The organism is Nonomuraea sp. NPDC059023 (genome assembly GCF_042740095.1).
Taxonomy (GTDB): Bacteria; Actinomycetota; Actinomycetes; order Streptosporangiales; family Streptosporangiaceae; genus Nonomuraea.
The window spans coordinates 105,585-126,902 of sequence record NZ_JBHYIO010000022.1 but is presented as its reverse complement, the minus strand read 5'-3'; the positions used below and the strand labels follow the sequence as shown (position 1 = coordinate 126,902).

The 21,318-nt window shown below is 73.2% G+C and carries 24 protein-coding genes; 14 read left to right on the top strand and 10 right to left on the bottom strand.

Going from position 1 to position 21,318, the window contains the following annotated elements:
* Positions 1-111: 111 nt before the first annotated feature.
* Complete coding sequence (locus ACFWYW_RS33160) at positions 112-477, bottom strand: hypothetical protein (protein ID WP_379623618.1); 366 nt, start codon at positions 475-477, stop codon at positions 112-114.
* A 169-nt stretch (positions 478-646) separates the two neighbouring features.
* On the opposite strand from ACFWYW_RS33160, the gene ACFWYW_RS33155 reads away from it, so the two are divergent.
* Complete coding sequence (locus ACFWYW_RS33155) at positions 647-1,708, top strand: glycoside hydrolase family 19 protein (protein WP_379623616.1); 1,062 nt, start codon at positions 647-649, stop codon at positions 1,706-1,708.
* 84 nt (positions 1,709-1,792) lie between these two features.
* Here ACFWYW_RS33155 and ACFWYW_RS33150 read toward each other — a convergent pair whose 3' ends face one another.
* Positions 1,793-2,311 carry a hypothetical protein gene (locus ACFWYW_RS33150; RefSeq protein ID WP_379623614.1) on the bottom strand — a complete coding sequence of 173 codons (519 nt, stop codon included), beginning with the start codon at positions 2,309-2,311 and terminating at the stop codon, positions 1,793-1,795.
* Between the two features lie 142 nt (positions 2,312-2,453).
* Here ACFWYW_RS33150 and ACFWYW_RS33145 point away from each other — a divergent pair, with 142 nt between their 5' ends.
* From ACFWYW_RS33145 to ACFWYW_RS33130, 4 genes are read left to right on the top strand one after another with little or no spacing between them, the layout of a single operon-like run.
* Positions 2,454-3,128 (top strand): response regulator, encoded by a 675-nt coding sequence (locus ACFWYW_RS33145; protein ID WP_379623612.1) that lies wholly within the window; start codon positions 2,454-2,456, stop codon positions 3,126-3,128.
* Positions 3,125-4,504: an ATP-binding protein gene (locus ACFWYW_RS33140; RefSeq protein ID WP_379623610.1), complete on the top strand. Its 1,380-nt coding sequence runs from the start codon at positions 3,125-3,127 to the stop codon at positions 4,502-4,504. The genes ACFWYW_RS33145 and ACFWYW_RS33140 overlap by 4 nt, the downstream gene beginning before the upstream one ends.
* Positions 4,501-4,986 carry a hypothetical protein gene (locus tag ACFWYW_RS33135; protein WP_379623607.1) on the top strand — a complete coding sequence of 162 codons (486 nt, stop codon included), beginning with the start codon at positions 4,501-4,503 and terminating at the stop codon, positions 4,984-4,986. The genes ACFWYW_RS33140 and ACFWYW_RS33135 overlap by 4 nt, the downstream gene beginning before the upstream one ends.
* Positions 4,987-5,035: 49 nt before the next feature.
* Positions 5,036-5,779: a class I SAM-dependent methyltransferase gene (locus ACFWYW_RS33130; protein ID WP_379623605.1), complete on the top strand. Its 744-nt coding sequence runs from the start codon at positions 5,036-5,038 to the stop codon at positions 5,777-5,779.
* Positions 5,780-5,816: 37 nt separating this feature from the next.
* On the opposite strand, the gene ACFWYW_RS33125 is transcribed toward ACFWYW_RS33130, so the two are convergent.
* Positions 5,817-6,575: an SAM-dependent methyltransferase gene (locus ACFWYW_RS33125; protein WP_379623603.1), complete on the bottom strand. Its 759-nt coding sequence runs from the start codon at positions 6,573-6,575 to the stop codon at positions 5,817-5,819.
* Positions 6,576-6,765: 190 nt separating this feature from the next.
* Here ACFWYW_RS33125 and ACFWYW_RS33120 point away from each other — a divergent pair, with 190 nt between their 5' ends.
* The 4 genes from ACFWYW_RS33120 to ACFWYW_RS33105 all read left to right on the top strand — a co-directional run bounded on the left by ACFWYW_RS33120 (position 6,766) and on the right by ACFWYW_RS33105 (position 9,077).
* A complete protein-coding gene (locus ACFWYW_RS33120; protein WP_379623601.1) occupies positions 6,766-6,978 on the top strand; it encodes a hypothetical protein in 213 nt (70 codons plus the stop codon).
* 72 nt (positions 6,979-7,050) lie between these two features.
* Positions 7,051-7,671: a hypothetical protein gene (locus ACFWYW_RS33115; protein WP_379623599.1), complete on the top strand. Its 621-nt coding sequence runs from the start codon at positions 7,051-7,053 to the stop codon at positions 7,669-7,671.
* Positions 7,671-7,943, top strand: coding sequence for a helix-turn-helix domain-containing protein (locus ACFWYW_RS33110; RefSeq protein WP_379623597.1), 273 nt, complete (start codon positions 7,671-7,673; stop codon positions 7,941-7,943). Before ACFWYW_RS33115 ends, ACFWYW_RS33110 begins: the two co-directional genes overlap by 1 nt.
* 36 nt (positions 7,944-7,979) lie before the next feature.
* Positions 7,980-9,077 (top strand): hypothetical protein, encoded by a 1,098-nt coding sequence (locus ACFWYW_RS33105; RefSeq protein WP_379623595.1) that lies wholly within the window; start codon positions 7,980-7,982, stop codon positions 9,075-9,077.
* On the opposite strand, the gene ACFWYW_RS33100 is transcribed toward ACFWYW_RS33105, so the two are convergent.
* Positions 9,064-10,089, bottom strand: a complete 1,026-nt coding sequence (locus ACFWYW_RS33100; RefSeq protein WP_379623593.1) for a LacI family DNA-binding transcriptional regulator — start codon at positions 10,087-10,089, stop codon at positions 9,064-9,066. The two genes, ACFWYW_RS33105 and ACFWYW_RS33100, sit on opposite strands and share 14 nt — an antisense overlap.
* Before the next feature lie 85 nt (positions 10,090-10,174).
* On the opposite strand from ACFWYW_RS33100, the gene ACFWYW_RS33095 reads away from it, so the two are divergent.
* The 4 genes from ACFWYW_RS33095 to ACFWYW_RS33080 are packed head-to-tail and all read left to right on the top strand — an operon-like array spanning position 10,175 to position 14,592.
* The gene (locus ACFWYW_RS33095) at positions 10,175-11,452 is read left to right on the top strand and encodes an ABC transporter substrate-binding protein (protein ID WP_379623591.1); all 1,278 of its coding nucleotides are present in this window, start codon (positions 10,175-10,177) and stop codon (positions 11,450-11,452) included.
* On the top strand, positions 11,449-12,327 hold the full coding sequence (locus tag ACFWYW_RS33090) for a carbohydrate ABC transporter permease (RefSeq protein ID WP_379623589.1): 879 nt from the start codon (positions 11,449-11,451) through the stop codon (positions 12,325-12,327). The genes ACFWYW_RS33095 and ACFWYW_RS33090 overlap by 4 nt, the downstream gene beginning before the upstream one ends.
* A complete protein-coding gene (locus ACFWYW_RS33085; RefSeq protein ID WP_379623587.1) occupies positions 12,328-13,155 on the top strand; it encodes a carbohydrate ABC transporter permease in 828 nt (275 codons plus the stop codon). It abuts the gene before it with no gap.
* A 15-nt stretch (positions 13,156-13,170) separates the two neighbouring features.
* Positions 13,171-14,592 carry an RNB domain-containing ribonuclease gene (locus ACFWYW_RS33080; RefSeq protein WP_379623585.1) on the top strand — a complete coding sequence of 474 codons (1,422 nt, stop codon included), beginning with the start codon at positions 13,171-13,173 and terminating at the stop codon, positions 14,590-14,592.
* Between the two features lie 138 nt (positions 14,593-14,730).
* Here the strand turns inward: ACFWYW_RS33080 and ACFWYW_RS33075 are convergent, their stop codons facing one another.
* Complete coding sequence (locus ACFWYW_RS33075; protein WP_379623583.1) at positions 14,731-15,600, bottom strand: LysR family transcriptional regulator; 870 nt, start codon at positions 15,598-15,600, stop codon at positions 14,731-14,733.
* 70 nt (positions 15,601-15,670) lie between these two features.
* On the opposite strand from ACFWYW_RS33075, the gene ACFWYW_RS33070 reads away from it, so the two are divergent.
* Positions 15,671-16,369 carry a hypothetical protein gene (locus tag ACFWYW_RS33070; RefSeq protein ID WP_379623581.1) on the top strand — a complete coding sequence of 233 codons (699 nt, stop codon included), beginning with the start codon at positions 15,671-15,673 and terminating at the stop codon, positions 16,367-16,369.
* Here ACFWYW_RS33070 and ACFWYW_RS33065 read toward each other — a convergent pair.
* The 5 genes from ACFWYW_RS33065 to ACFWYW_RS33045 all read right to left on the bottom strand — a co-directional run bounded on the left by ACFWYW_RS33065 (position 16,359) and on the right by ACFWYW_RS33045 (position 21,220).
* Positions 16,359-17,222, bottom strand: coding sequence for an aminoglycoside phosphotransferase family protein (locus tag ACFWYW_RS33065; protein ID WP_379623579.1), 864 nt, complete (start codon positions 17,220-17,222; stop codon positions 16,359-16,361). The genes ACFWYW_RS33070 and ACFWYW_RS33065 overlap by 11 nt on opposite strands.
* Before the next feature lie 99 nt (positions 17,223-17,321).
* Positions 17,322-17,492, bottom strand: coding sequence for a hypothetical protein (locus tag ACFWYW_RS33060; RefSeq protein ID WP_379623577.1), 171 nt, complete (start codon positions 17,490-17,492; stop codon positions 17,322-17,324).
* Positions 17,493-17,676: 184 nt separating this feature from the next.
* Positions 17,677-19,272 carry a hypothetical protein gene (locus ACFWYW_RS33055; RefSeq protein ID WP_379623575.1) on the bottom strand — a complete coding sequence of 532 codons (1,596 nt, stop codon included), beginning with the start codon at positions 19,270-19,272 and terminating at the stop codon, positions 17,677-17,679.
* Between the two features lie 15 nt (positions 19,273-19,287).
* Positions 19,288-20,916 (bottom strand): acyl-CoA dehydrogenase family protein, encoded by a 1,629-nt coding sequence (locus ACFWYW_RS33050; protein WP_379623573.1) that lies wholly within the window; start codon positions 20,914-20,916, stop codon positions 19,288-19,290.
* A gap of 28 nt (positions 20,917-20,944) precedes the next feature.
* The gene (locus ACFWYW_RS33045) at positions 20,945-21,220 is read right to left on the bottom strand and encodes an acyl carrier protein (protein ID WP_379623571.1); all 276 of its coding nucleotides are present in this window, start codon (positions 21,218-21,220) and stop codon (positions 20,945-20,947) included.
* Positions 21,221-21,318: the final 98 nt, after the last annotated feature.

Sequence of the window (21,318 nt, the reverse complement as noted above, 5' to 3'; positions counted from 1 at the left end):
CCCAGGGTCCACCACGTCGTGCTTTACGGCCATGTATCGGCAACATGTGGTTCACGTGCTCATTGTAGGGATGGCCATCCAGGGAGCCGCCCGCTCCCGGGGAGGCATCCGCTAGGACGGGGTGTGGCGCTGGCGGAAGGCGCCGTACAGGCCGCCGGCCACGCACAGGCCGACGATGGCGGCGAGCCTGATCGCGTCCATGCCGCCCGACACCACCAGCTCACCGGCCGGATCGATGAGGAAACCGGTGGCCATCGTCCAGGCCAGCGCCCCGGTCGCGGCGGAGGCGATCAGGTCGGCGGTGAGGCCGGCGTAGAGGGCGGCGATCAGGCCCACGACGGCGAAGCGGATCTCGACCTGGGCGTGCGGGACCAGTAGGGCGACCAGCGCGCAGGCGGCGATCACGACGAAGAACCCGATGCCGATCAGCAGACCGGTCGGTCGCGAGGAGGGAAGGTGCGGGCTGCGGAGAAACATGGGCCTCTCAGACGGCGACGAAGGAACGGCGTTGATGTTCATCAAAGTACGCCCGAATGACCAGGTTGGCATCCGCACCCTCCTGACTTTGGGTCTTGCGCGTTTCCTCATCGGTAGTTAACTATTAGGAAACTTTCTTAAGCATTACACCCCCCAAGGAAGTGATCACGTGCGAAAACTCCTGGCCCCGTTAGCCGCGCTGCTCATGGCGATGGGCGTGCTGGCGGTAGTCCTGCCGTCGGCCGCCAGCGCCGCGGCGTGCGCCACGGCATGGAGCTCCTCGGCCGTATACAACGGAGGCGCCGTCGTGTCGCACAACGGACGCAACTGGTCCGCCAAGTGGTGGACCCAGAACGAGAGTCCGGGCAGCGCCGCCGTCTGGGCCGACCAGGGCGCCTGCTCGGGAGGCGGCGGCGGTGGCACGCAGTGCAACTACCCGAACTGGGCCGCCGGGACGTTCTACGCGGTGGGCAGCATCGTCCGCTACACCGACGGCAACCACTACATCGCCGTCCACGAGAACCCCGGGTACGACCCGGTGATCAGCCACTGGTACTGGGACCCCTACGCCTGCGACGGCGGCCCCGGCCCGACCGACCCGCCGGACCCGTCGGGGTTCGTGGTGAGCCAGGCGCAGTTCAACCAGATGTTCCCGAGCCGGAACTCCTTCTACACCTACAGCGGCCTGACCGCCGCCCTCAGCGCCTACCCCGCCTTCGCCAAGACGGGCAGCGACACCGTCAAGAAGCAGGAGGCCGCGGCCTTCCTGGCCAACGTCAACCACGAGACCGGCGGCCTCGTCCACATCGTGGAGCAGAACACCGCCAACTACCCGCACTACTGCGACGCGAGCCAGCCGTACGGCTGCCCCGCCGGGCAGGCCGCGTACTACGGCCGCGGCCCCATCCAGCTGAGCTGGAACTTCAACTACAAGGCGGCCGGTGACGCGCTGGGCCTGCCGCTGCTGACCAACCCGTGGCTGGTGCAGCAGGACGCGTCCGTGGCCTGGAAGACCGCGATCTGGTACTGGATGACCCAGAACGGCCCCGGCACCATGACCCCGCACAACGCGATGGTCAACGGCCGCGGCTTCGGCGAGACCATCCGCAGCATCAACGGCAGCCTGGAGTGCAACGGGCGCAACCCCGCCCAGGTGCAGAGCCGGATCAACGCCTACCAGCGCTTCACCCAGATCCTCGGCGTCGCCCCCGGCGGCAACCTGTCCTGCTGAGGGACCCCTCACCCCGCCTCCGCGCCGTCCGTTCCCCCCGGTGGGACGGCGCGGAGGCTATGGCCCGGGTGAGGGTCGCGGCCTCTACTGCTCGTACGGCGCCGGCGGCTGCAACGACGCGCACCCCGCGAAGACCTGCTTCTCCGCCGCCGAGCCCGGCTTGACCTGCTTGAACCCTGCCGGCTTCGCCTCCTTGCCGAGCGGCTGCCAGACGCCGCCCTTCTGCAGGCACCTCGCCCAGGCGGCGAACTTGGCCTCCTCCTCGGGCGAGGCCGGCTCGCTGCTGCCGAGGATGACCGAGTCCCACTCCTGGCACGCCTTCATGGCGGCGTCGAGCTTGGCCTGGGTGACCTTGGAGACCGCGCCGGTGTCGAGGTCCTGGCCCTTGACCGGGTCGGGGATGTCGATGCCGTTGTCCCGCATGCAGGCCGCGAACTTCAGCGCGGTCTCGTGCCAGCTCGGCTTGGCGGACGCGGACGCGGACGCGGAAGCCGCGGGGCCCTGGCTCCCGGTGTCGGCGAAGCTCTGCGCTCCGCAGGCCGCGCTCAGGGCCAGCGCGGGCAGGGCGGCCATGACGGCCAGACGTCGCCTGCTGATGATCACAATGTCCTCCTAAAGGTGGCTGCTGACTGCCCCTGAGACTCTGGCCCGGCACTGTGCACAACCGGTCCGCACGATGTCATGAACGTGTAATAGCTCTTGAGACCGGACAAAGCGCACGTCAGCGCGGCCGATACTGGGACGCATGGCTCGCGTGTTGCTGATCGAGGACGACCCGGCCGTCAGGGACGGTCTGACGCTCGCCCTGAAGGGCCGCGATCACGAGGTCGAGGCGGCGGCGTCCGGCGAGGAGGGCCTGGAGCGGCTGGCGGAGTTCGCCGCCGACGTGGTCGTGCTCGACCTCATGCTGCCCGGCATCGACGGGTTCGAGGTCTGCCGGCGGATCCGCGCGGGCGCCGCCACCTCGATCGTGATGCTGAGCGCGCGGGGCGACGACTTCGACGTGGTCGGCGGGCTGGAGGCCGGGGCCGACGACTACGTGGTCAAGCCGGTGCGCCCGCAGGTGCTGGAGGCCCGGATCAGGGCGGTGCTGCGCCGTACCGAGAGTGTGCAGTCGCCCGTCGAGACCTACGGCGCGCTGCGCGTCGACCGCGCCTCCCTCACCGTGAGCAGGGACGGGCGCGAGGTCGCGCTGCCGCCGATGGAGCTGCGGCTGCTGCTGTACCTGTCGGCGGCGCCGGGCCGGGTGTTCACCAGGCAGCAGCTGCTGGAGTCGGTGTGGGAGCACGACTACCTGGGCGACTCGCGGCTGGTGGACGCCTGCGTGCAGCGGCTGCGCGCCAAGATCGAGGACGTGCCGGCCGAGCCACGGTACGTGCGGACCGTGCGCGGGTTCGGTTACCGGTTCGGGCCGGTATGACCTGGCTGCGGGGCTTGCGGGCCCGGCTGGTGATCACGTTCGTGCTGGTCGGCGGGGTGTGCGCGGTGGCCGCGGCCGGGCTGACCTATCTGCAGGCGCGCGAGGACCTGGTGGGCGGGGTGCAGGACCGGCTGCTCGACGACTTCAGGAACCGGGTGCTGCTGCTGTCGCGCGACGTCGCGTTGCCCGCCGACGACGGCGAGCTGGCCCTGCTCGCCGAGGACCTCGAGGTGGGCGACCGCAAGGTGTACGTGGTCAGGGACGGCGCCATCCCCAGCGACGCCCGCATCACCGCCGCCCTGCGGCGGACCGTGGCGAGCCGGCCCGAGCTGGCCTGGCAGCGGGTCAGCCGGGACGGCGTGCCGTACCTGGTGGGAGGGAGCAGGGTCATGTTGCGTGCGGGCGGCACGCCGTCCGGGATCACCGTCTACCTCGTGGAGTCGCTCGCGCAGGCCGCCGCCGACGAGGCGGCCGTGCTGCGCGCGGCGCGGACGGCGGCGGCGCCGGTCGTGCTGGTGGCGGTGCTGGCCGGGCTGCTGGCCGCGCGCGGCGTGCTGCGCCCGGTCGCCGACCTGGACCGCGCCGCGCGCCGCCTGGGCGAGGGGCGGCTGGAGACGCGGCTGCCGGTACGCGGCGGCGACGAGCTGGCGCGGCTGGCGGGACGGTTCAACGAGACCGCCGCCGCGCTCGAACGCTCGGTCGGCGAGCTGCGCGAGATGGAGGCCAGGTCACGCCGGTTCGTCGCCGACGTCTCGCACGAGCTGCGCACCCCGCTGGCCGCCGCGACCGCCGTCACCGACGTGCTCGAAGCCGGGGCCGACCGGCTTGACGCCGACGCGGGCACCGCCGCCCGCATGGTCACCGCCGAGGTCGCCCGGCTCACCCGGCTCGTGGACGACCTGATGGAGATCTCCCGGTTCGACGCGGGCGCGGCCGTGCTCAACCTCAACGAGATGGACGTGGGCAAGGCGGTCGCCGCCTGCCTGCGTACGCGCGGCTGGACCGGCGCGGTCACCGCCGACCTGCCCGAGGGCGTCCACCTCGCGCTGGACCCGCGCCGCCTGGACGTCATCGTCGCCAACCTCGTCGGCAACGCGCTGCGCCACGGCGCGCCGCCGGTCACGCTCACGCTGCGCGCCGATGAGCCGGCGCTCACCCTCAAGGTGGCCGACCACGGCCCCGGCCTGCCCGAAGACGTCCTGCCGCATGTGTTCGAACGCTTCTACAAGGCCGACGCCGCCCGCGCCCGCTCCGAGGGCAGCGGGCTCGGCCTGGCCATCGCCCGCGAGAACGCCCTGCTGCACGGCGGCGACCTGTCCGTGGGCCCGGGGCCCGGCGCCGTCTTCATCCTCACGCTGCCGAGGACCCGCCCGTGACCGGCCGGTCCCTGCTCCTGCTGCTCCTGCTCGTCGCCACGGCCTGTGGCACCGGGCCCACGGACGTGGTCGGCGCCGGCGAACCGGCCCGCGGGTTCACCCAGGGCACCCGCCTGTACTTCGTGCGGAGCGGCGGCCTGGCCTCCGTCGGCCGGCCCGAGGGCCCGCTGGACGCCGCCGGAGCGGTCGAACTGCTGACCGGCGGCCCCACCGCCAAGGAACGTCAGCGCGACTTCGACACGGTCCTGCCCAGGAACCTGGCCGTCCGGGTGAGCGACGACGGCTTCGCCCTGGAGAAGGGCTCGTCGATGCTGGTCGGCGGCGCGTGGCTGCCGCCGGTCGAGCGGCTGTCGCGTATGGCCACCGGCCAGCTCGTCTGCACGATCGCCGCCGCCACCGCCGCCGGGCGGGGCGTGGACGTGGACGAGGTGCGGGTGACCGTACCGGAGAAGGGCGCCGTTCGCTGCGCGGACTACCGCTGAGACCCGCGGTGCTGGACAAATGCGGGCGTCCATGGTCATCGTTGGCCGCATGCGACAGGAAGAGATCTGGGACGAGGAGGCCGCGCGCGGCTATGACACGCCGGGCACCGGCATGTTCGCGCCCGAGGTCCTGAAGCCGGCCGTGGACCGGCTCGCGGAGTTCGCGGGCGGCGGGCGGGCGCTGGAGTTCGCGATCGGGACGGGCCGCGTCGCCCTGCCGCTGGCCGGGCGGGGGGTGCCGGTCACCGGCATCGAGCTGTCGCGGCCGATGATCGAGCAGTTGCGGACGAAGGCGGACGAGGCGGCGATCCCCGTGATCGCCGGGGACATGTCGGCCGCGACGGCCCCCGGGGAGTTCTCGCTCGTCTACCTCGTCTACAACACGATCTCCAACCTGCTCACCCAGGCCGGGCAGGTGGCGTGCTTCCGCAACGCCGCCCGCCACCTCGGGCCCGGCGGCCGGTTCGTGATCGAGCTGTGGGTGCCCGAACTGCGCACGCTGCCGCCGGGCAGGCAGGCGACCGTCTGGCACCAGGAGCCCGGCTACATCGGCCTGGACACCTACGACGTGCTGGGGCAGCAGGTCGTCTCCCACCACTTCAGGTTCGGCGAGGACGGGCAGGGCCGGGTGTTCCGCAGCCCGCACCGCTACATCTGGCCGAGCGAGCTCGACCTGATGGGGCAGCTGGCCGGGTTCGAGCTGGAGAGCAGGCACGCCGACTGGTCGGGGGCCGAGTTCACCGCCGAGTCGCGTTCGCACGTGTCGGTGTACCGCCTCCCGCCGTCGCCGTGAGCCGCGCCCGCCCGGCCGGCGGGCGCGGCCCCGGAGCCTAAGGCCGCCGCGCCACCAGGAGCAGCCTGGGACTGCCCAGCCGGTACGGCGTGCCGTCGGGCCCGCCGTACAGCTCGGCACCGGCGAACCCGGCCTCGGTGACCAGCCGGACGACCTCGGCCGTGGTGTACACGTGCTGCACCGAGGTCCCGCGGTGCACCTGCTCGCCCCTGCGGAAGGTGAACGAGGTGAGCCAGCGGCCGGCGGCCACGTCGTACTCGTTGACCGAGACCGCCTCGACGCCGCCGAACGTCATCGGCTCCTCCTCCAGGCTCAGCCCGGGAAGCAGCGACTCGGCCACGAACCCGTAGTCCAGGACGAGCGCGCCGCCGGGCACGAGGAGCGCGGCCAGCCCGGCCAGGAACTCCCGGGTGGCGGCGTGCTCCAGGTAGCCGAAGGCGTTGCCCATGCAGATGGCCGCCTCGGCCCGGACGTCGGCGGGCAGTGCCCGCATGTCGCCCTGGCGCAGGTCGAGGTCGAGCCCTTCGGCTCCGGCCGCGGCTCTGGCGTGGGCGACGGCCTCGGCCGAGACGTCGAGACCGGTGACCCGGCAGCCGCGCCGGGCCAGTTCGAGCGCGTGCCGGCCGCTGCCGCAGGGCACGTCCAGCACCCAGGAGCCGGGCCGGAGCCCGGCCGCGCGGACGACGAAGGCGACCTCGTCGCCGGTCAGCTCCTTGGGTACGGCCGCGCGCCAGAAGGCGTTGGGCAGCTCGGTGAAGAAGTCCGCGTACCACGCGGACAGGGAGTCATGCGACATTTCGTGAATGCTCCAGATCAGGAGTATGCGAAGACGGGCTGCGTGACCCGGGGCATGGCGAGGACACCTGTCCGTCCGCCCCGGGGTGACCGGGGGGCGACCATGGCATCGCCTTCTCGTGATCGGCCGGGCGGTACCCGGCGGGAGCATCTTCCGCCCAGGCTACAGGCCGCCGCCCTACGCTGGACAGGTGGAGACGGGTCGCTGTTACGGGTGCAAGCGGGAGTTCAGCTTCGATCCGGCGGAGGTCGAGACCTTCCTGGTCGATCCGGAGACCGGCCTGCCGCCGGGCCTCACCGTCCTGGCCTCCCTGCGCCCGGCCACCCCGGAGGCCGTCGCCAGGTCGGTGGACCTGCCCGTCTGCCCGGACTGCGTCGAACGGGCCAAGCGCTTCCAGCCCTAACCCTTCCCATATCGTTTTTCGATGCTATCGTTTCTCGATAACATCGAAAATCGATATGTCCAGGAGGGCCTGATGGCCACCGCACAACCCAGCGTCCTCGGCAGGGCGCGACGCCCCGCGATCTTCGCGCTCCTCCTCGCCGCGACCGGCGCGATCACCGGCATGGTCCTCTACTCCCAGGCCGGACTCTTCGGCCTGGGCAGCCGGCTCGCCGTCGCCCGATCCCCCCACGGCTTCGGCATCAGCCTCGACGGCGACCCCGCCTTCACGCAGGGCGCCCTGCCGGGCGTCCACGTCTCCGCCGGGTCCGTCGAGTTCTTCACGGGCTCCCCGGACCTCGCCCAGTACATCTGGCAGGCCCTCACCACCCTCCCGACCTTCCTGGTGACGGCCGTGGCCTTCTTCCTGGTGTGGCGGCTGCTGTGGCAGGCCCGCCAGGGGGTCTATCTGCCGCAGGTCGTCGGCCGGGTACGCCTGCTCGGCTGGTGGCTGCTGATCGGCGGCCTGCTGGCTCCCCAGCTCGAACACTTCGCGATGATGCGACTGCTGGACACACTCGCGCGGAACGAGTCCTTCTACGGCCCGGCGAACGCCTCGCTGCTCGTCCCGCTCCTCGCCCTGGGCCTGCTGGCCGTGGCGAGCGTCCTGCGCGACGGCGTGCGCATGCGCGACGACCTCGAAGGCACGGTGTGATGTCGCCGGCCGAGGCCGACACCAACGCCATCAGCGTGCATCTCGACCGGCTGCTGACCGAGCGCGGCATGACACTCACCGACCTCGCCGACCGCGTGGGAGTGACCGTGGTCAACCTGTCCATCCTGAAGAACGGCAGAGCCAAGGCCATCAGGTTCACCACGCTCACCAAGATCTGCGAGGTCCTCGGCTGCCAGCCCGGCGACCTGCTCACCTACGCCCCGCAGAAGCGGCTCCCCCGTGAGGGGGAGGCGGATCGCCCGGCAGGGTGATCACCGGGCCGGGACGTGCGCGACAGGCTCGGGACCATGCAGAACCTCACCAGGCCGTGGGCGGGCGCGGTCGTGATCTCGCTGGCCGCGCTGGCCGTCGCCGCGTTGTGGCTGGCCGTCCCCGGCTCCTACCCCTACGGCGCCGCCGGCCGTGTCACCGTGGGCGTCAACCACTGGATCGAGCGCGGCCCCGGCGCCGCGCTGCTGCTGGGCTCCGGCGTCCTGGGGCTGCTGCTGGCCGGCGTCCGGCGATCATGGCCGAGGGTCGCGGCGGCCGGGGCGGTGGTGGAGGCGGCGTTCTTCCTGCTGGTGATGTCGGACGCGGCCGTCCTGTCCTCGCTCGGGTACGCGCTGATCCCGCTGTCGGCCGCCGCGCTGCTCGGGCTGATCGTGATGGGGTGCCTGCGGCGGCATCCGGCGGGGTACGCCGCTGCCGCCCTGGTCGCGGCGGTGGCGGCGGGGCTGGTGACCGGGCTGATCGACGCGGGGCCGGTCGCCGGCTATCTGGGGAACCTGGGCAAGGGGTTCGGCGACTTCGGGGTCAGGATCGCGTGGTCGTGGGGCATGGCGGCGGGGGCCGCCGGGTGGGCGTGGGTGGCGTTCGCGGCGCTGCTTCCCGTCTCCACCGCCGTCGCGGGGCCACGGCGGTGGGGGCGGGTGGTGACCGTGCTGGCCGCGCTCGGCGCCGCGCCGTACGCGCTGGCGCGGATCTCGTGGGCGACGCCGTGGCCGTTGCTCGGGTTCGACCCGCGCACCGACCGGATGGTGGTGCTCATCTCCGGGATGGACGCGGCGACCAGGCTGCAGGGCTTCCTGATCGGCCTGGGCTCCGTGGCGGCGGTGGTGCTGACGTTCGGGCTGATCAGCCGGTGGGGCGAGGTGTTCCCGCGGTGGCTGCCCGTGGTGGGCGGGCGCGAGGTGCCCGTGAGGCCGGCGGTCGGGGCGGGAGCGGCCGGGGCGGCGGCGCTGTGCGTGTCGGCGCCGGGGGTGCTGGCGGGCGCGGTCCAGCACAGCGCGTGGCTGGACGGGGTGCTGTTCGTGGTGCTGTTCCCCTGCCCGGTCTGGGGGCCGCTCCTGGCCGCCGCCGTCTACGCCTACTGGGTGCGCCGCCGTACCGCAACTAAACCCCTTTAGCGGCCGGGGCCGTGCTCTCGCGGACGGTCAGGCGCGGCGTCGGCGTCTTGACGTCGCGCGGCCGCGACGGCTCCTCCAGCGTCTCCAGCAGGGTCTCGGCGACCTTCTCCCCCAGCGTGAACGTGTCGCGCGAGAGCGCCGTCAGCGCGGGGTGCACGATGCGGTTGAGCACCGAGTCGTCGAAGGCCACGATGGACAGCTCCCGCGGCACCTTGACGCCCATCTCGGCGGCCACCCCGAGCCCGGCCACCGCCATCACGTCGGAGTCGTAGACGATCGCCGACGGGCGCGTGGCGCGCGACAGCAGGGAGCGGGTGGCCGCGGCGCCCTCGGCGTCGCTGAAGTCGGTGGGCACCGACAGCACCTCGGCGAGACCGAGCCGCCGGGAGGCGTCGCGCAGGGCGCGGATGCGGCGCTGGGTGTGACGGAATCCGGGCAGCCCGGCCACGTGGGCGACGCGGGTGTGACCGAGGGCGGCCAGGTAGTCGGCGATCGACAGCATGGCCTCGCGGTCGTCGGCCCACACGCTCGACAGCGTGCCGTGCCTGCCGGGGCCGCCCAGCACCACCGCGGGCACGCCCAGCTCCTCGATGACCGCGATGCGCGGGTCGGACACCTGCAGGTCGACCAGGATGAAGCCGTCGACGCGGTGCTCGCGGGCCCAGCCGCGGTAGACCTCGATCTCGGCGGCGGTGTCCTCCACGACGAGCAGGTGCAGCGCCACGCCCCGCGCCGACAGGCCCGCCTGCAGGCCCGACAGCAGGTGCGCGAAGAACGGCTCGACGCCGATGGTGCGCGCGGGCCGGGCGATGACCAGGCCGGCCGCCTGCGCCCGCGCGCCGCCGAGCGCCCTGGCGGCACTGTGCGGGCTCCAGTTCATCTCCTCCGCCGCCGCGAGGATGCGGGCGCGGGTCTCCTCGCTGACGCCCGGGCGCCCATTGAGCGCGAACGACACCGCGCCCCTGGACACCCCGACCTTGCGCGCGATGTCGTCGATCGTCGGCCGTCCCACGGCCCCTCCCCTTGACACGATAAGTACAGCGGGTAGATAGTCCCGAAAACTGAAGCGGTTTAGCAACCCGGCAGGAGAGTGCACCATGCGCTTCCCCTTAACAGCACTGACCACGGCGACGGTCCTGATGCTCGCGGGCTGCGGGCTCGGCACCGCCGAGACCCCCGCGAACAGCCCCGCGGCGAGCGCGAGCGGCGCGGTCACGGGGAAGGTCTCGCTGCAGACCTGGTCGTTGAAGCCGAAGTTCACCGACTACGTCCAGGGTGTCATCGATTCCTTCGAGAAGAAGTATCCCGGTACCGAGGTGGAATGGCTGGACCAGCCCGGCGAAGGATACGCCGACAAGGTGCTCAGCCAGGCCGCGAGCGGCACGCTGCCCGACGTGACGAACCTGCCGCCGGACTTCGCGCTGCCGCTGGCCCGCCAGGCCATGCTGGCCGACATCGGCAGGTCCGACGCCGCCGCGCTGGCCGACTACGTCGAGGGCGGGCTGGCCGCCTACCGCTTCGCCGGGCTCGACGGCGTCTACGGCTACCCCTGGTACCTCAACACCGACGTCAACTACTGGAACGCCGAGCTGATGAAGAAGCACGGCCTCGACCCGGCCAAGCCGCCGGCGAGCCTGGACGAGCTCATCGAGCAGGCCCGCACCGTCAGGGACAAGTCCGGCGGCAAGGTGTACCTGATGAGCCGCAAGCCGGAGCTGGGCGACCTGACCAACGCCGGCGTGAAGGTCATGAGCGACGACGGCAAGAGCTTCACCTTCAACACCCCCGAGGCCGCGGCGGTGCTCGACCGCTACCGGGAGGCGTTCAAGGAGGGGCTGCTGCCCAAGGACGTGCTGACCGACGACTACGCCGGCAACGCCAAGCTGTTCACCGAGGGCAAGGTGGCCTGGACGACGGCCGGCGGCAACTTCATCTCCTCCCTGGCCGTGGACAACCCGTCGATGGCCCCCAAGGTGGTCTCCAGCAAGGCGTTCGGCACCCCGCCCCTGTACGTGCAGGGCGTGTCGGTCTCGGCCAGGAGCAAGAACCCGGCCGCGGCGACCGCGCTGGCCCGCTGGGTGACCAGCCCGGACAATCAGGCGGCCTTCGCGCACCTGACCTCCATCTTCCCGAGCACCAAGGCCTCGGCCGGCGACCCGTTCTTCAGCAAGAGCGACGGCACCAACGGCGGCGACGCCAAGGTGACGGCGTTCGCGTCGCTGCCCGAGGCGAAGATGCTGCAGCCGGTCGAGGTGGGCGAGGCGATCTCCAAGGTCGTCAAGCAGCAGTTCTCGCTGGCGATCAGCGGGGGCGCCACCTCCCAGCAGGCCCTGGACACCGCCGTGGCCAAGGCCGACGAGCTGCTCCAGCAGTGATCAGGACCTTCCAGGGCCGGTTCACCCCGTGGTTGTTCGCCGCGCCCGGCCTGGTGTGGCTGGTGGTGTTCAACCTGTGGCCGGCGGTCAACACCGTGGTCCTGGCCTTCACCAACGCCAAGCCGCTGGGCGGCGGCCACTTCACCGGGCTGGCCAACCTCGGCCGGGCGCTGAACGACGACCAGCTCGCCACCGCCCTGCTCAACAGCGTGATCTACATGCTGGTCTGCCTGCCGGTGCTGACCTTCCTGCCGTTGCTGCTGGCCGTACTGGTGGAGAAGAAGCTGCCCGGGATCACGTTCTTCCGCACGACCTTCTACACGCCGGTGGTGGCCTCGGCGGTGGTGGTGGCGCTGATCTGGGAGTGGCTGCTGGAGGACCGGGGGCTGGTCAACGGCTTCGCGCAGTGGCTCGGGGTGATCGCCGAGCCGCTGCCGTTCCTGACCGACCGGTGGCTGCTGCTGCTCAGCGCGATCAGCCTGACGATCTGGAAGGGCATGGGCTACTACATGGTCATCTACCTGTCGGCGCTGGGGAACGTGCGGCGCGAGCTGCACGAGGCCGCGGCGGTCGACGGGGCCGGCGCGGTGCGCCGCTTCTGGTCGATCACGGTGCCGGGCGTGCGCAACACGATGCTGCTGGTGTCGGTGCTGATCTCGGTCTCGGCGCTGCGGGTCTTCTCCGAGCTCTACGTGCTCTCGAACGGCACCGGCGGCCCCGGCGGCCAGGACATGTCGGTCGTGATGCTCATCCAGATGTACTCCCGCGGCTTCACCGGCCATCTGGGGTACGCCTCGATGCTCAGCCTCGTGCTGTTCGTGGTGACGGTGGGCCCGATGCTCGTGCTGCTGCGGCTCAGCAGGAAGGGGGCGTAGATGCGCGGCTTCACCGGGGAGAACGTGCTGCGTTACGCGCTGCTCCTGCTGGTGCTCGTGCTGACCGTCGGCCCGTTCGCGTGGATGCTGTCCACCTCGCTCAAGGGCAGCGGGGAGGACATCTTCACCGAGATCCCGGCCTTCCTGCCGCGGCAGCCCACGCTGAACAACTACGCGCGGGTCGCCGACAGCATCCCCGTGTGGTCCTACATCGCCAACTCGCTGATCGTGGCCGCCATGGCCGTGACCGGCAACGCCGTCGGCGCCACGCTGGCCGGGTACGCGCTGGCCAGGCTGCGCTTCCGCGGCATGAAGCTGCTGCTCGGGCTCACGCTGGGCACGCTCATCCTGCCGGGCGAGGTGACGATCATCTCGCAGTACGTCACCGTGCGCGGCATGGGCCTGGCCGACACCCTGCTCGGCGTGGCGCTGCCCGGCGCGATCGCGATGCTCAACGTGCTGCTCATGCGGACCGCGTTCGCCGCGATCCCGGACGAGATGGACGAGGCGGCGATCATCGACGGCGCCGACGCGTGGCAGCGCTTCGTCCGCATCGGGCTGCCGAACGTCAAGGGCATGCTCAGCGTGGTGGTGATCTTCTCGTTCATCGGCGCCTGGGACGACTTCCTGTGGCCGCTGATCGTGCTGACCAATCCGGAGAAGTACACGCTGACGGTCGGCCTGCAGTACCTCAGCGGCGCCTTCAGCTCCGACCCGCGGCTCATCGCGGCCGGAACCATGATCGCGTTCGTGCCGATCGCGGTCGTCTTCGGCGTGACGCAGCGCTTCTTCTTCCGCGGTGTCGAGGAGGGCGCCATCAAGGGGTGAGGGTAGGTTTGCCCTGTGACGACCAAGATTCGCGTGCACGGCGAGGTCCCGGCCCGGCTGGACGAGGGGTTCGAGCGGATCAGGCGCGAGCTGAAGCTGCCGGAGGCGTTCGCGCCGGCCGCGCTCCGGGAGGCCGAGCGGGCCGCGGGCGCGGACCACGGTGAGCGCAAGGACCTCACGGACCTGCCGTTCGTCACCATCGACCCGCCCGGGTCGATGGACCTCGACCAGGCCGTCCACCTGGAGCGCCGGCGCGACGGTTTCCGCGTGTGGTACGCGATCGCCGACGTCGCCTCCTTCGTACGGCCCGGCGGCGCGCTCGACACCGAGGCCCACGCCAGGGGCGAGACCGTCTACCTGCCCGACGGCAAGGTCCCGCTGCATCCGCCGGTGCTGTCGGAGGGCGCGGCCAGCCTGCTGCCCGGCACCACCCGCCCGGCCGCGGTCTGGCAGATCGACCTGGACGCCGAGGGCCGCATGGCCGGCGCCGACGTCCAGCGGGCCCTGGTCCGCAGCCGCGAGCGCCTCGACTACGCCTACGTGCAGGCCGCCGCCGACACCGGCACCGCCGACGGCACCCTCGCGCTCCTGGAGGAGATCGGCCGGCTGCGCCTGCAACTGGAGCGCGAGCGCGGCGGCGTCACGCTGCCGACGCCCGAGCAGGAGGTCGTGGCCGACGGTGACGGCTACCGCCTGGAGTTCCGCGTCCCGCTGCCCGCCGAGGCCTGGAACGCCCAGATCTCCCTGCTGACCGGCATGGCTGCGGCCACCATGATGCTGGACGCCGAGGTCGGCGTGCTCCGGGTGCTGCCGCCGCCGCGCCCCGCCGACCTGGCCAAGGTGCGCCGGGTGGCGCGGGCGCTGGACGTGCCCTGGCCCGACGGCGGCACCTACGGCTCGGTCGTGCACGGCCTCGACCCCAGGAACCCGCAGCAGGCGGCGTTTTTGCAGGAGTCGAAGGTGCTGCTGCGCGGCTCCGGCTACGTGGCCTTCGACGGCGAGCCGCCCGCACTGGCAGAGCACTCCGCGGTGGCGGCGCCGTACGCGCACGTGACCGCGCCGCTGCGGCGCCTGGTGGACCGCTACGCCACCGAGGTGTGCCTGGCGGTGGCGGCGGGCGAGCCGATCCCCGACGCGATACGCGCGGCGCTGCCCGAGTTGCCCGAGGTCATGTCGGCGACCGGGCGGCGCGCCGGCGGGGTGGAGCGGGCCTGCGTGGACCTGGTGGAGGCCTTCCTGCTGCGCGAACGCATCGGCCAGGACTTCCCCGCGGTCGTGATCGACGTGGACGAGCGCGGCACCGGCGGTCAGGTCCAGCTCGTGGAACCCGCCGTGATCGCGCGCTGCGACGGCGCCCTGCCGCTGGGCGAGCGCGTCACGGTACGGCTCGCCAAGGCCGACCCCGCGACCCGCGAAATCCGCTTCACCCTCCCCTGAGGCGCTGCCCGAACGCACCGAGCCGTGGCGGGGCCGCACGTCTCGATCTCCGGCCGGACCCGTCCGAGGGCCCCCTGTGTGACCCTTCAGCGACGTGGCCCGCCCGCCGTGGAGCGTGTCGACGGGCGGCTCCGGGTGTCAGGCGGGCGCGGGAGAGGGCGTCAAGGCGTCGCGTACCTCGGCGGCGGGGCCCGGGGGCAGCCAGGCGTGCAGCAGTTCGACCCGGTGCACCAGCCGCGGCCCCAGCAGCGGCACCCCCTCCCCCACCGACGCGGGCAGCAACGTGAGCCCGTGCCCGGCCCTGACCAGGTTGAGCACGGTGTGCACGTCGTCGCCGGCATAGGCCAGGCCCTCCCTGAAGCCTTCGCCGACCAGTTCGCGCAGCCGTTCCAGCGAGCACAGCGAGGTCTGGAGCCAGACCGCGTCCACCAGGTCGCCCAGCCGCAGCCCCGCGCGCCCGGCCAGCGGGTGCCCGCCGGGCAGCGCCACGACCAGGTCCTCCTCGGCCACGCCGAGCGCGCTCATCGGCCCGGCGTCGGGCAGCCGCAGCGGGTCGCTGGGCGCGGTGATGCCGTCGGCCAGGCCGAGTTCGGCGCGGCCGGTGGCGACCTCGACGGCCACACCGTCCCGGCTCGCGGTCCTCAGCTCGACGTGCAGGCGGGGCTGGGCGGCGCGGGCGCGCGCCAGCCGTGCCGCGATGCCGGGGGTGACGGCCAGCGGCGTGGCGGCCACCGTGAGCCGGTGGGCGGGCGCGGCGGCGGTACGCCGCACGTCGGCACGGGCGGCGTCGATGCGCAGCAGCAGCGGCCCGGCGTGCTCCAGCAACCGCGCCCCCGCCTCGGTCAGCTCGACCGGGCGCCGGCGCAGCAGCGGCAGCCCCAGGTCGGCCTCCAGCGCGGCGATCTGCTGGGAGACGGCGGACTGGGTGTAGCCGAGCTCCTCGGCGGCGGCCGAGAACGACCCCAGGTGAGCCACGCGGACGAGGGTGCGGAGCAGGCGCGAGTCCATCAGCAATTCTTATCAGAACACCAGGAACTGTCGTTGGCCTTATCCGCGCGGGACGGGCAGGCTGATGGCCATGAGAATCGCCCTGGTCGCCGACCGTTCGCCCAGCGTACGGGCCCACGCCCGCGTACCCCGGATCCTCGAGTCCCTGCGCGAGCGCGACGGCCTCGCCCTCGACGCCTACTGGATCCCGACACCCGAGGCCGTGTCCGGCCTGGAGGGCTTCGACGGCATCTGGGTACTGCCCGGCAGCCCGTACGCCAGCGAGGAGGGCGCGGTCAACGCCGCCCGCACGGCCCGCGAGCACGGCATACCCTTCCTCGGCACGTGCGGCGGCTTCCAGCACGCGCTGCTGGAGTTCGCGCGCGGGGTGTGCGGCCTGGACGTCGCCCACGCCGAGAACGACCCGGACGGCGGGCGGTTCCTGCTGACGCCGCTGCGGTGCTCGCTGGCCGGGCACGAGAGCCTGGTCCTGCTGACGCCCGGCTCGCTGGCCGAGCGGGTGATCGGCGCGCCTTCGACCGTGGCCGCGTACAACTGCTCCTACGGGCTGGACCCCGGGCACGAGGCGCTCATGAGCGCGGGCGGGCTGGCCTTCACCGGCCGGGCCGAGGACGGGTCGGTGCGGGTGGCCGAGATCCCCGGCCACCCGTTCTTCCTGGGCACGTTGTTCCAGCCGGAGTTGTCCGGCGAGCGGTCCCGGCCGCATCCGGTCATCTCGGCCTTCGCCGCGGCGGTCGCCGTCCGGGCGGCGTCCGCGCTCAGCCGGTGAGGGCCTGGGTGATCTGGCGGGTGGTCTGCCCGGCGACCCGGGGGTTGACCGCGGCGTAGGCGTTGTAGGCGTTCAGGCCGGTGGTGAGCGCCCAGCCCCGCCCCCTCAGCCAGGTGGCCTCGTCCACGTCCAGGGCCGTGCGGAAGGCGGTGCGGCCGGCGGGCGACATCAGGGTGTAGGCGATGGTCAGGTCGCAGGCCGGGTCACCGGCGCCGAGGCCGCCGAAGTCGATGACCGCGCTGAGCCGGCCGCCGACGGTCAGCAGGTTGCCGGTGTGGAAGTCGCCGTGGAACCAAACCGGATCGTGTCCCCACTCCGGCGCCGCCAGCGCCTCCTCCCACAGCGCGGTCATGGCCGCGCCGTCGAAGGCGCCGTCCGCCCGGGCGATCGCCGCGCGGGTGGAGTCGTCGCGGGCGGCCAGCGGCTCCCCTTGCAACTCGCTCCCCAGGGGTACGGCGAAGGCCTGGAGCGCCAGCAGGAACGCGGCCAGATCCACCGCGGCCTCGCCGGAGTCGGCCAGCGCCTCCACCGTGGCGACCTCGCCCTCCAGCCAGCGCGAGACCCCCCACGGCCAGGGATAGCCGAAGTCCGGCCGGCCCACCGCGACCGGCGCCGGGATGGCCAGCGGCAGGTGGGGGGCCAGGCGCGGCAGCCACTCCAGTTCCTTGGCCGCCTGCTCGATGGCGCCGGAGTGGCGCGGCAGCCGTACGGAGAGTTCCTCGCCCAGCCGGTAGATCATGTGGTCGGAGCCGCCCGGGTCCACGAGATGGAGCGGAAGCCCGGCCCACTGCGGGAACTGGCTGTCCACCAGCCGTCTGGCCAGCGCGGCGTCGATGTGGGGTCTGAGCGGCAAGAGCCCTCCTGGCGATCACGGATGCTGCCCGTGATTCTCGCCGCAAACCGGGCGAGCCGCACACCGGGACGTGTGCGGCTCGCCGTGGGAGGGCCGGGATCACTTCTTCATGGGGCTCCAGCCGGCGCCCACGCCCATGAGGTGCAGGGCGACGCAGAGCAGGCCGGCGGTGCCGAGCGTGGCGACGGTGATCACGCCGCCGACGGCCACGTCGGCGATCTCGAAGATCAGGGCGAGGAGGAACAGCAGGGCGGCGACGAGGGCGAACATCTCAACCTCCTGGCAAGGAGCCGGACACCGCGTGGGGGGCGGGCCTCAGCGGATGCGTCCGAGGGGCTGACGGGCTTCGACATGGGGATGTCCGCCGAGATCGCCAAGGAAACTGGCCCGGAGGTGACGATGGGTGAACCATTGACGACAGCATCTTGACCGGGCGGTCAGTTTGCGGCGCGGGTCAGGCGAGTTCCACGTCGTGGTCGGAGAAGAGCCGCCGCTGCTCGGCGGCCTTGCGCAGCCGTACCAGCGCGACTCTGCGCACGCCGCCGTCCTCGGGCTGCTCCTGACCCAGGAGTACGGCCAGCCGCCGCAGGCACAGCAGCAGCCAGCCCCCGCACATGTGGTAGCCGTCCCTGCCCCGCGCCCGCATCCACGCGGCGGCGCAGGCGGCGGCGGCCTCGGCGTGCGCGCAGCCGGAGCGGCGGGCGCGGAAGAAGCCGAGCAGTTCCAGCAGCCGGGGCGCGTGCGGTCCCGGCAGCCCGTCCTCGCCGATCACGCGGGCCGCGGCGGCCAGGCCGTTCTCGCGGGGCGGCGGCGCGGCGGGCGACGGGCCCAGCCAGGACAGTTCCGGCGGCACCTGCACGAAAGGGTCGGGCGGCAGGTCGTCCTCGGGCAGCGCGGGCGGCAACTGGTCGTCGGCCAGCGCGCCCGCCACGGCGCTGTCGCGGCGCATCTTCTCCACGATGCCGGCGCGGTACCCCGGCCCGCCGAGCGCGCCCGCCAGCGTCTCCACGGCGTCGCCCGCCAGCCGCGCCGCCAGGCAGGCCAGGCGGGCGCTGGCCGCGGCGAAGGCATGCGGGTCCTCACGCGCGGTCCGGCACAGCTCGTGGCAGAGCGCCTCCCCGATCAGCAGATCCGCATAGGCGTCGGTGAGCCGCCGCGCAAGCACCTCACCCGCCACAGCCCCGCCCGGCCCCGCGGCCTCGGCCACAGCCCGGCCCGGTCCGGCGGAGTCCGCCGCGTCGCGGCCCGGCCCCTCCGCGTACGGCAGTGCCGTCCGCAGGCACGTGTCGAGCGCCCCGAGCGCCAGCGCCGCCACCAGCAGCCGCGCCACCGGCAGCGTGCGCCCGGCCGTGGTCAGCCCCTGCCCGAGCCCGCCGACCACCTGCGCGTCCCCGGCGGGCACCCCGGCCAGCGTCAGCCGGCTGAGCGCGCCGCCGCGCAGGCCGTGCGCCTCGTGCGCGGGCTGGAACCACCAGTGCTCGCCGTCCCCGCGCAGCAGCAGAAAGGTCGTGGGCCCGTCACCCGTACGGGCCAGCACCGTCGTCCCGGCGGCGTGGCTGCCGTTGTCGATCAGCGACGTACGCCCGTCCAGCCGCCACGCGTGCCGGTCGCCGAAGGCGGCGATCTCGCGGGCCAGGATGTCCACGCCCTGCTCGGCCTCGCCGACCGGCAGCCCCATCAGCTCGTGCTCGCGCAGCAGCCCGGCCACGGCCCTGCGCTGCGACTGGCTGCCGTCGCGCCAGACGGGCAGCGCCGACAGGAAGCTGGCCGCGATCGCCGTGGCGGCGGTGAGGTCGCGCCTGGCCAGCACCCTGAACAGGGCGAAGGCCTCCTCCAGCGAGGTGAGCCTGCCGCCGGAGACCGCCGGGATCAGGTACTCGGCCAGCCCCCACGCCAGCGCCGACCCGCACAGGTGCCGGGGGAAGCGGGCGTCGCGGTCGGCGCGGACGGCGGCGTGGAAGGATGCGGGGTTGCGCTCGTCCATGGGGTCGGCCAGCGCCCGGTCGAGCTGGGCGGCGACCGCCAGCGCGCGGGTGATCGCCTCGTCCATGCGCTCTCCTCCCCGTCAGGCCGGCCGCGACAGGGACAGCGCGGACCGGCCGGCGTACTCCATGGCCAGCTCCAGGAACAGGCTCTCGACGTTCTCGCCGGGCAGCGGCGTGCCGGGGCGCAGCACGGCGGTGAGCGCGGGCGCCAGCCAGTGCAGCCGCTCCCCGGCCAGGTGCCGCCTGGCCAGGCAGAGCGCGGCGAAGACCCGGGCGTAGCGCTCCCCCGCGCGCTGGCCGGCCTCGGTGCCGGGATCGGCGGGCTCGCGGGCGTCGGCGCGCAGGCGGGCGCCTTCGGCCAGCAGCAGCGCCGCCGATCCGGCCAGGGCAGGCTCGTGGGTCCGCAGCGCCGTACACACCTCGTCGAGTCCTGCCGTGACGGGGTCGATTCCGCTCGCGACGGCGAGCGCGCGCAGCCCCGAGGGGTACGGCGGCGCCACGCACCCGGGCAGGAAGGCCGGATCGGCGCGGCGCGGGTCGGCCCCGGGCGCGTCCAGGCAGGACAGCTGGGCGGCGAGCGCGCCGAGCATGTCGTGGGCGGCGCCGTGCAGCAGGACGAACAGCCGCGCGTCGCGCAGGAGCTTGTCGAAGATGCCCGACCAGTGGTCCTGGCGCAGCAGGTAGCGGGGGCCGAGCACGCCGGCCAGCCGGCGCAGCCGCTGCTCGGCCAGGTGCGGGACCAGGTACTTGGCGACGGCGGAGGAGACGGGCGCGAGCGCGGGCAGGCGCTGCAGGAGGCGGGCGCAGGTGCTCGCGACGGTCTCGGCGACGCGCAGGTCGAGGTAGGCGGCGGCCAGTTCGGCGCGGACGGGCGGCAGGTCGATGGCGCGGCCGCCGTGCACGCGCTGGTGGCGCAGGAAGTCGAAGGCGCAGCGCAGGCCGGTGTCGAGGGCGCCGAGGCCGAAGGCGGGCAGGACGGTCCTGATCGTGGCGAGCGTACGGCCGGCCAGGTCGGCGCCGCCGCCGGGACGGCCGAGCACCGCCGAGGCGGGCACGAACGCGCCGTGGAAGCGGATCCCGGCCACGTCGGCGCCGCGTACGCCGTGCGTGGACACGCGGGGCAGCAGTTCGTACCCGGCGGTGGGCAGCTGCTCCAGGTCGGTGAGCAGGAGGGTGTCGGCGCCGGTCTCGGGCTCGCGGGCCTGCAGGCAGGCGAAGCGGGCCATGCGCACGTCGCTGACCATGGTCGCGGTGCCTTCGAGGCGGTAGCCGCCGTCGGCGCGGCAGGCGGTGAGCGTGTCCGTGACGCCCTCCCGCGGCCGGTGCTCGGGCTCCCGCAGGGACAGCGCCGACCATTGGCCGCGCAGGGCGGCGTCGGCGTAGGCGCGCTGCTGGGCGGGGGTGCCGGCCTGCCAGACGGGGACGCCGGCCATCCAGGGCGAGGTGGCGATCAGGGCGGCGGTGGGGTCGCGCCCGGCCACGACGCGGGCCAGCGCGAGCAGTTCCTCCAGCGAGGTGAGGCGGCCGCCGAGCGCGGCGGGCACCAGGAACGCCGGGTAGCCCCAGCCGCGCAGGCGGTCCAGGGAGGCGTGTGGACGGCGTTCCGCGCGGTCACCGGCCATGGCGGCGGCGTAGGTGAGCGGGCCGTTCGGCAGGTGGGGGTCGCCGAGGGTGTGCTCAAGGGCCTCGGCGGACGGGAAGGTGTTCAATGCCGCTCTCCTGACCCGCTCGGTGTTCTCAGGCGGCCTGCTCCTGCTCGCGCAGGCACAGCCGGTGGACCTCGTCGGCCAGTTCGCTCAGCGTGGCGGTGCGGAAGAGCACCTCGTTGTCGAGCTCGATGCCGAAGGCGCGCTCGATGCGGCCGCCGATGCGCAGCAGCTTGATCGATTCGACGAGGCTGAGGTCGGTGATGCGCGAGCCGGGCATGATGCCGCCCTCCTCGACCTGGAGGACGCGGGCCACGATGCCCTTCATCGTGTTGCACACGGCCTGCTGGGTGAGCTGGTCGCCCATTTCGGGTACACCTCCGCCTTCTTTTTCCGCCTATACAGGCAGTAAAGCCAGGCGGGCGGGGTGATCCAACCCCTGCCGTGCCGGGGCGACCCCTATCC

Excerpts from the sequence above, each read along its gene's own strand:
- ACFWYW_RS33160 (WP_379623618.1), bottom strand. The coding sequence starts at position 477 with ATGTTTCTCCGCAGCCCGCACCTTCCCTCCTCGCGACCGACCGGTCTG.
- ACFWYW_RS33145 (WP_379623612.1), top strand. The coding sequence starts at position 2,454 with ATGGCTCGCGTGTTGCTGATCGAGGACGACCCGGCCGTCAGGGACGGT.
- ACFWYW_RS33140 (WP_379623610.1), top strand. The coding sequence starts at position 3,125 with ATGACCTGGCTGCGGGGCTTGCGGGCCCGGCTGGTGATCACGTTCGTG.
- ACFWYW_RS33130 (WP_379623605.1), top strand. The coding sequence starts at position 5,036 with ATGCGACAGGAAGAGATCTGGGACGAGGAGGCCGCGCGCGGCTATGAC.
- ACFWYW_RS33125 (WP_379623603.1), bottom strand. The coding sequence starts at position 6,575 with ATGTCGCATGACTCCCTGTCCGCGTGGTACGCGGACTTCTTCACCGAG.
- ACFWYW_RS33115 (WP_379623599.1), top strand. The coding sequence starts at position 7,051 with ATGGCCACCGCACAACCCAGCGTCCTCGGCAGGGCGCGACGCCCCGCG.
- ACFWYW_RS33110 (WP_379623597.1), top strand. The coding sequence starts at position 7,671 with ATGTCGCCGGCCGAGGCCGACACCAACGCCATCAGCGTGCATCTCGAC.
- ACFWYW_RS33105 (WP_379623595.1), top strand. The coding sequence starts at position 7,980 with ATGCAGAACCTCACCAGGCCGTGGGCGGGCGCGGTCGTGATCTCGCTG.
- ACFWYW_RS33095 (WP_379623591.1), top strand. The coding sequence starts at position 10,175 with ATGCGCTTCCCCTTAACAGCACTGACCACGGCGACGGTCCTGATGCTC.
- ACFWYW_RS33085 (WP_379623587.1), top strand. The coding sequence starts at position 12,328 with ATGCGCGGCTTCACCGGGGAGAACGTGCTGCGTTACGCGCTGCTCCTG.
- ACFWYW_RS33075 (WP_379623583.1), bottom strand. The coding sequence starts at position 15,600 with ATGGACTCGCGCCTGCTCCGCACCCTCGTCCGCGTGGCTCACCTGGGG.
- ACFWYW_RS33070 (WP_379623581.1), top strand. The coding sequence starts at position 15,671 with ATGAGAATCGCCCTGGTCGCCGACCGTTCGCCCAGCGTACGGGCCCAC.
- ACFWYW_RS33060 (WP_379623577.1), bottom strand. The coding sequence starts at position 17,492 with ATGTTCGCCCTCGTCGCCGCCCTGCTGTTCCTCCTCGCCCTGATCTTC.
- ACFWYW_RS33055 (WP_379623575.1), bottom strand. The coding sequence starts at position 19,272 with ATGGACGAGGCGATCACCCGCGCGCTGGCGGTCGCCGCCCAGCTCGAC.
- ACFWYW_RS33045 (WP_379623571.1), bottom strand. The coding sequence starts at position 21,220 with ATGGGCGACCAGCTCACCCAGCAGGCCGTGTGCAACACGATGAAGGGC.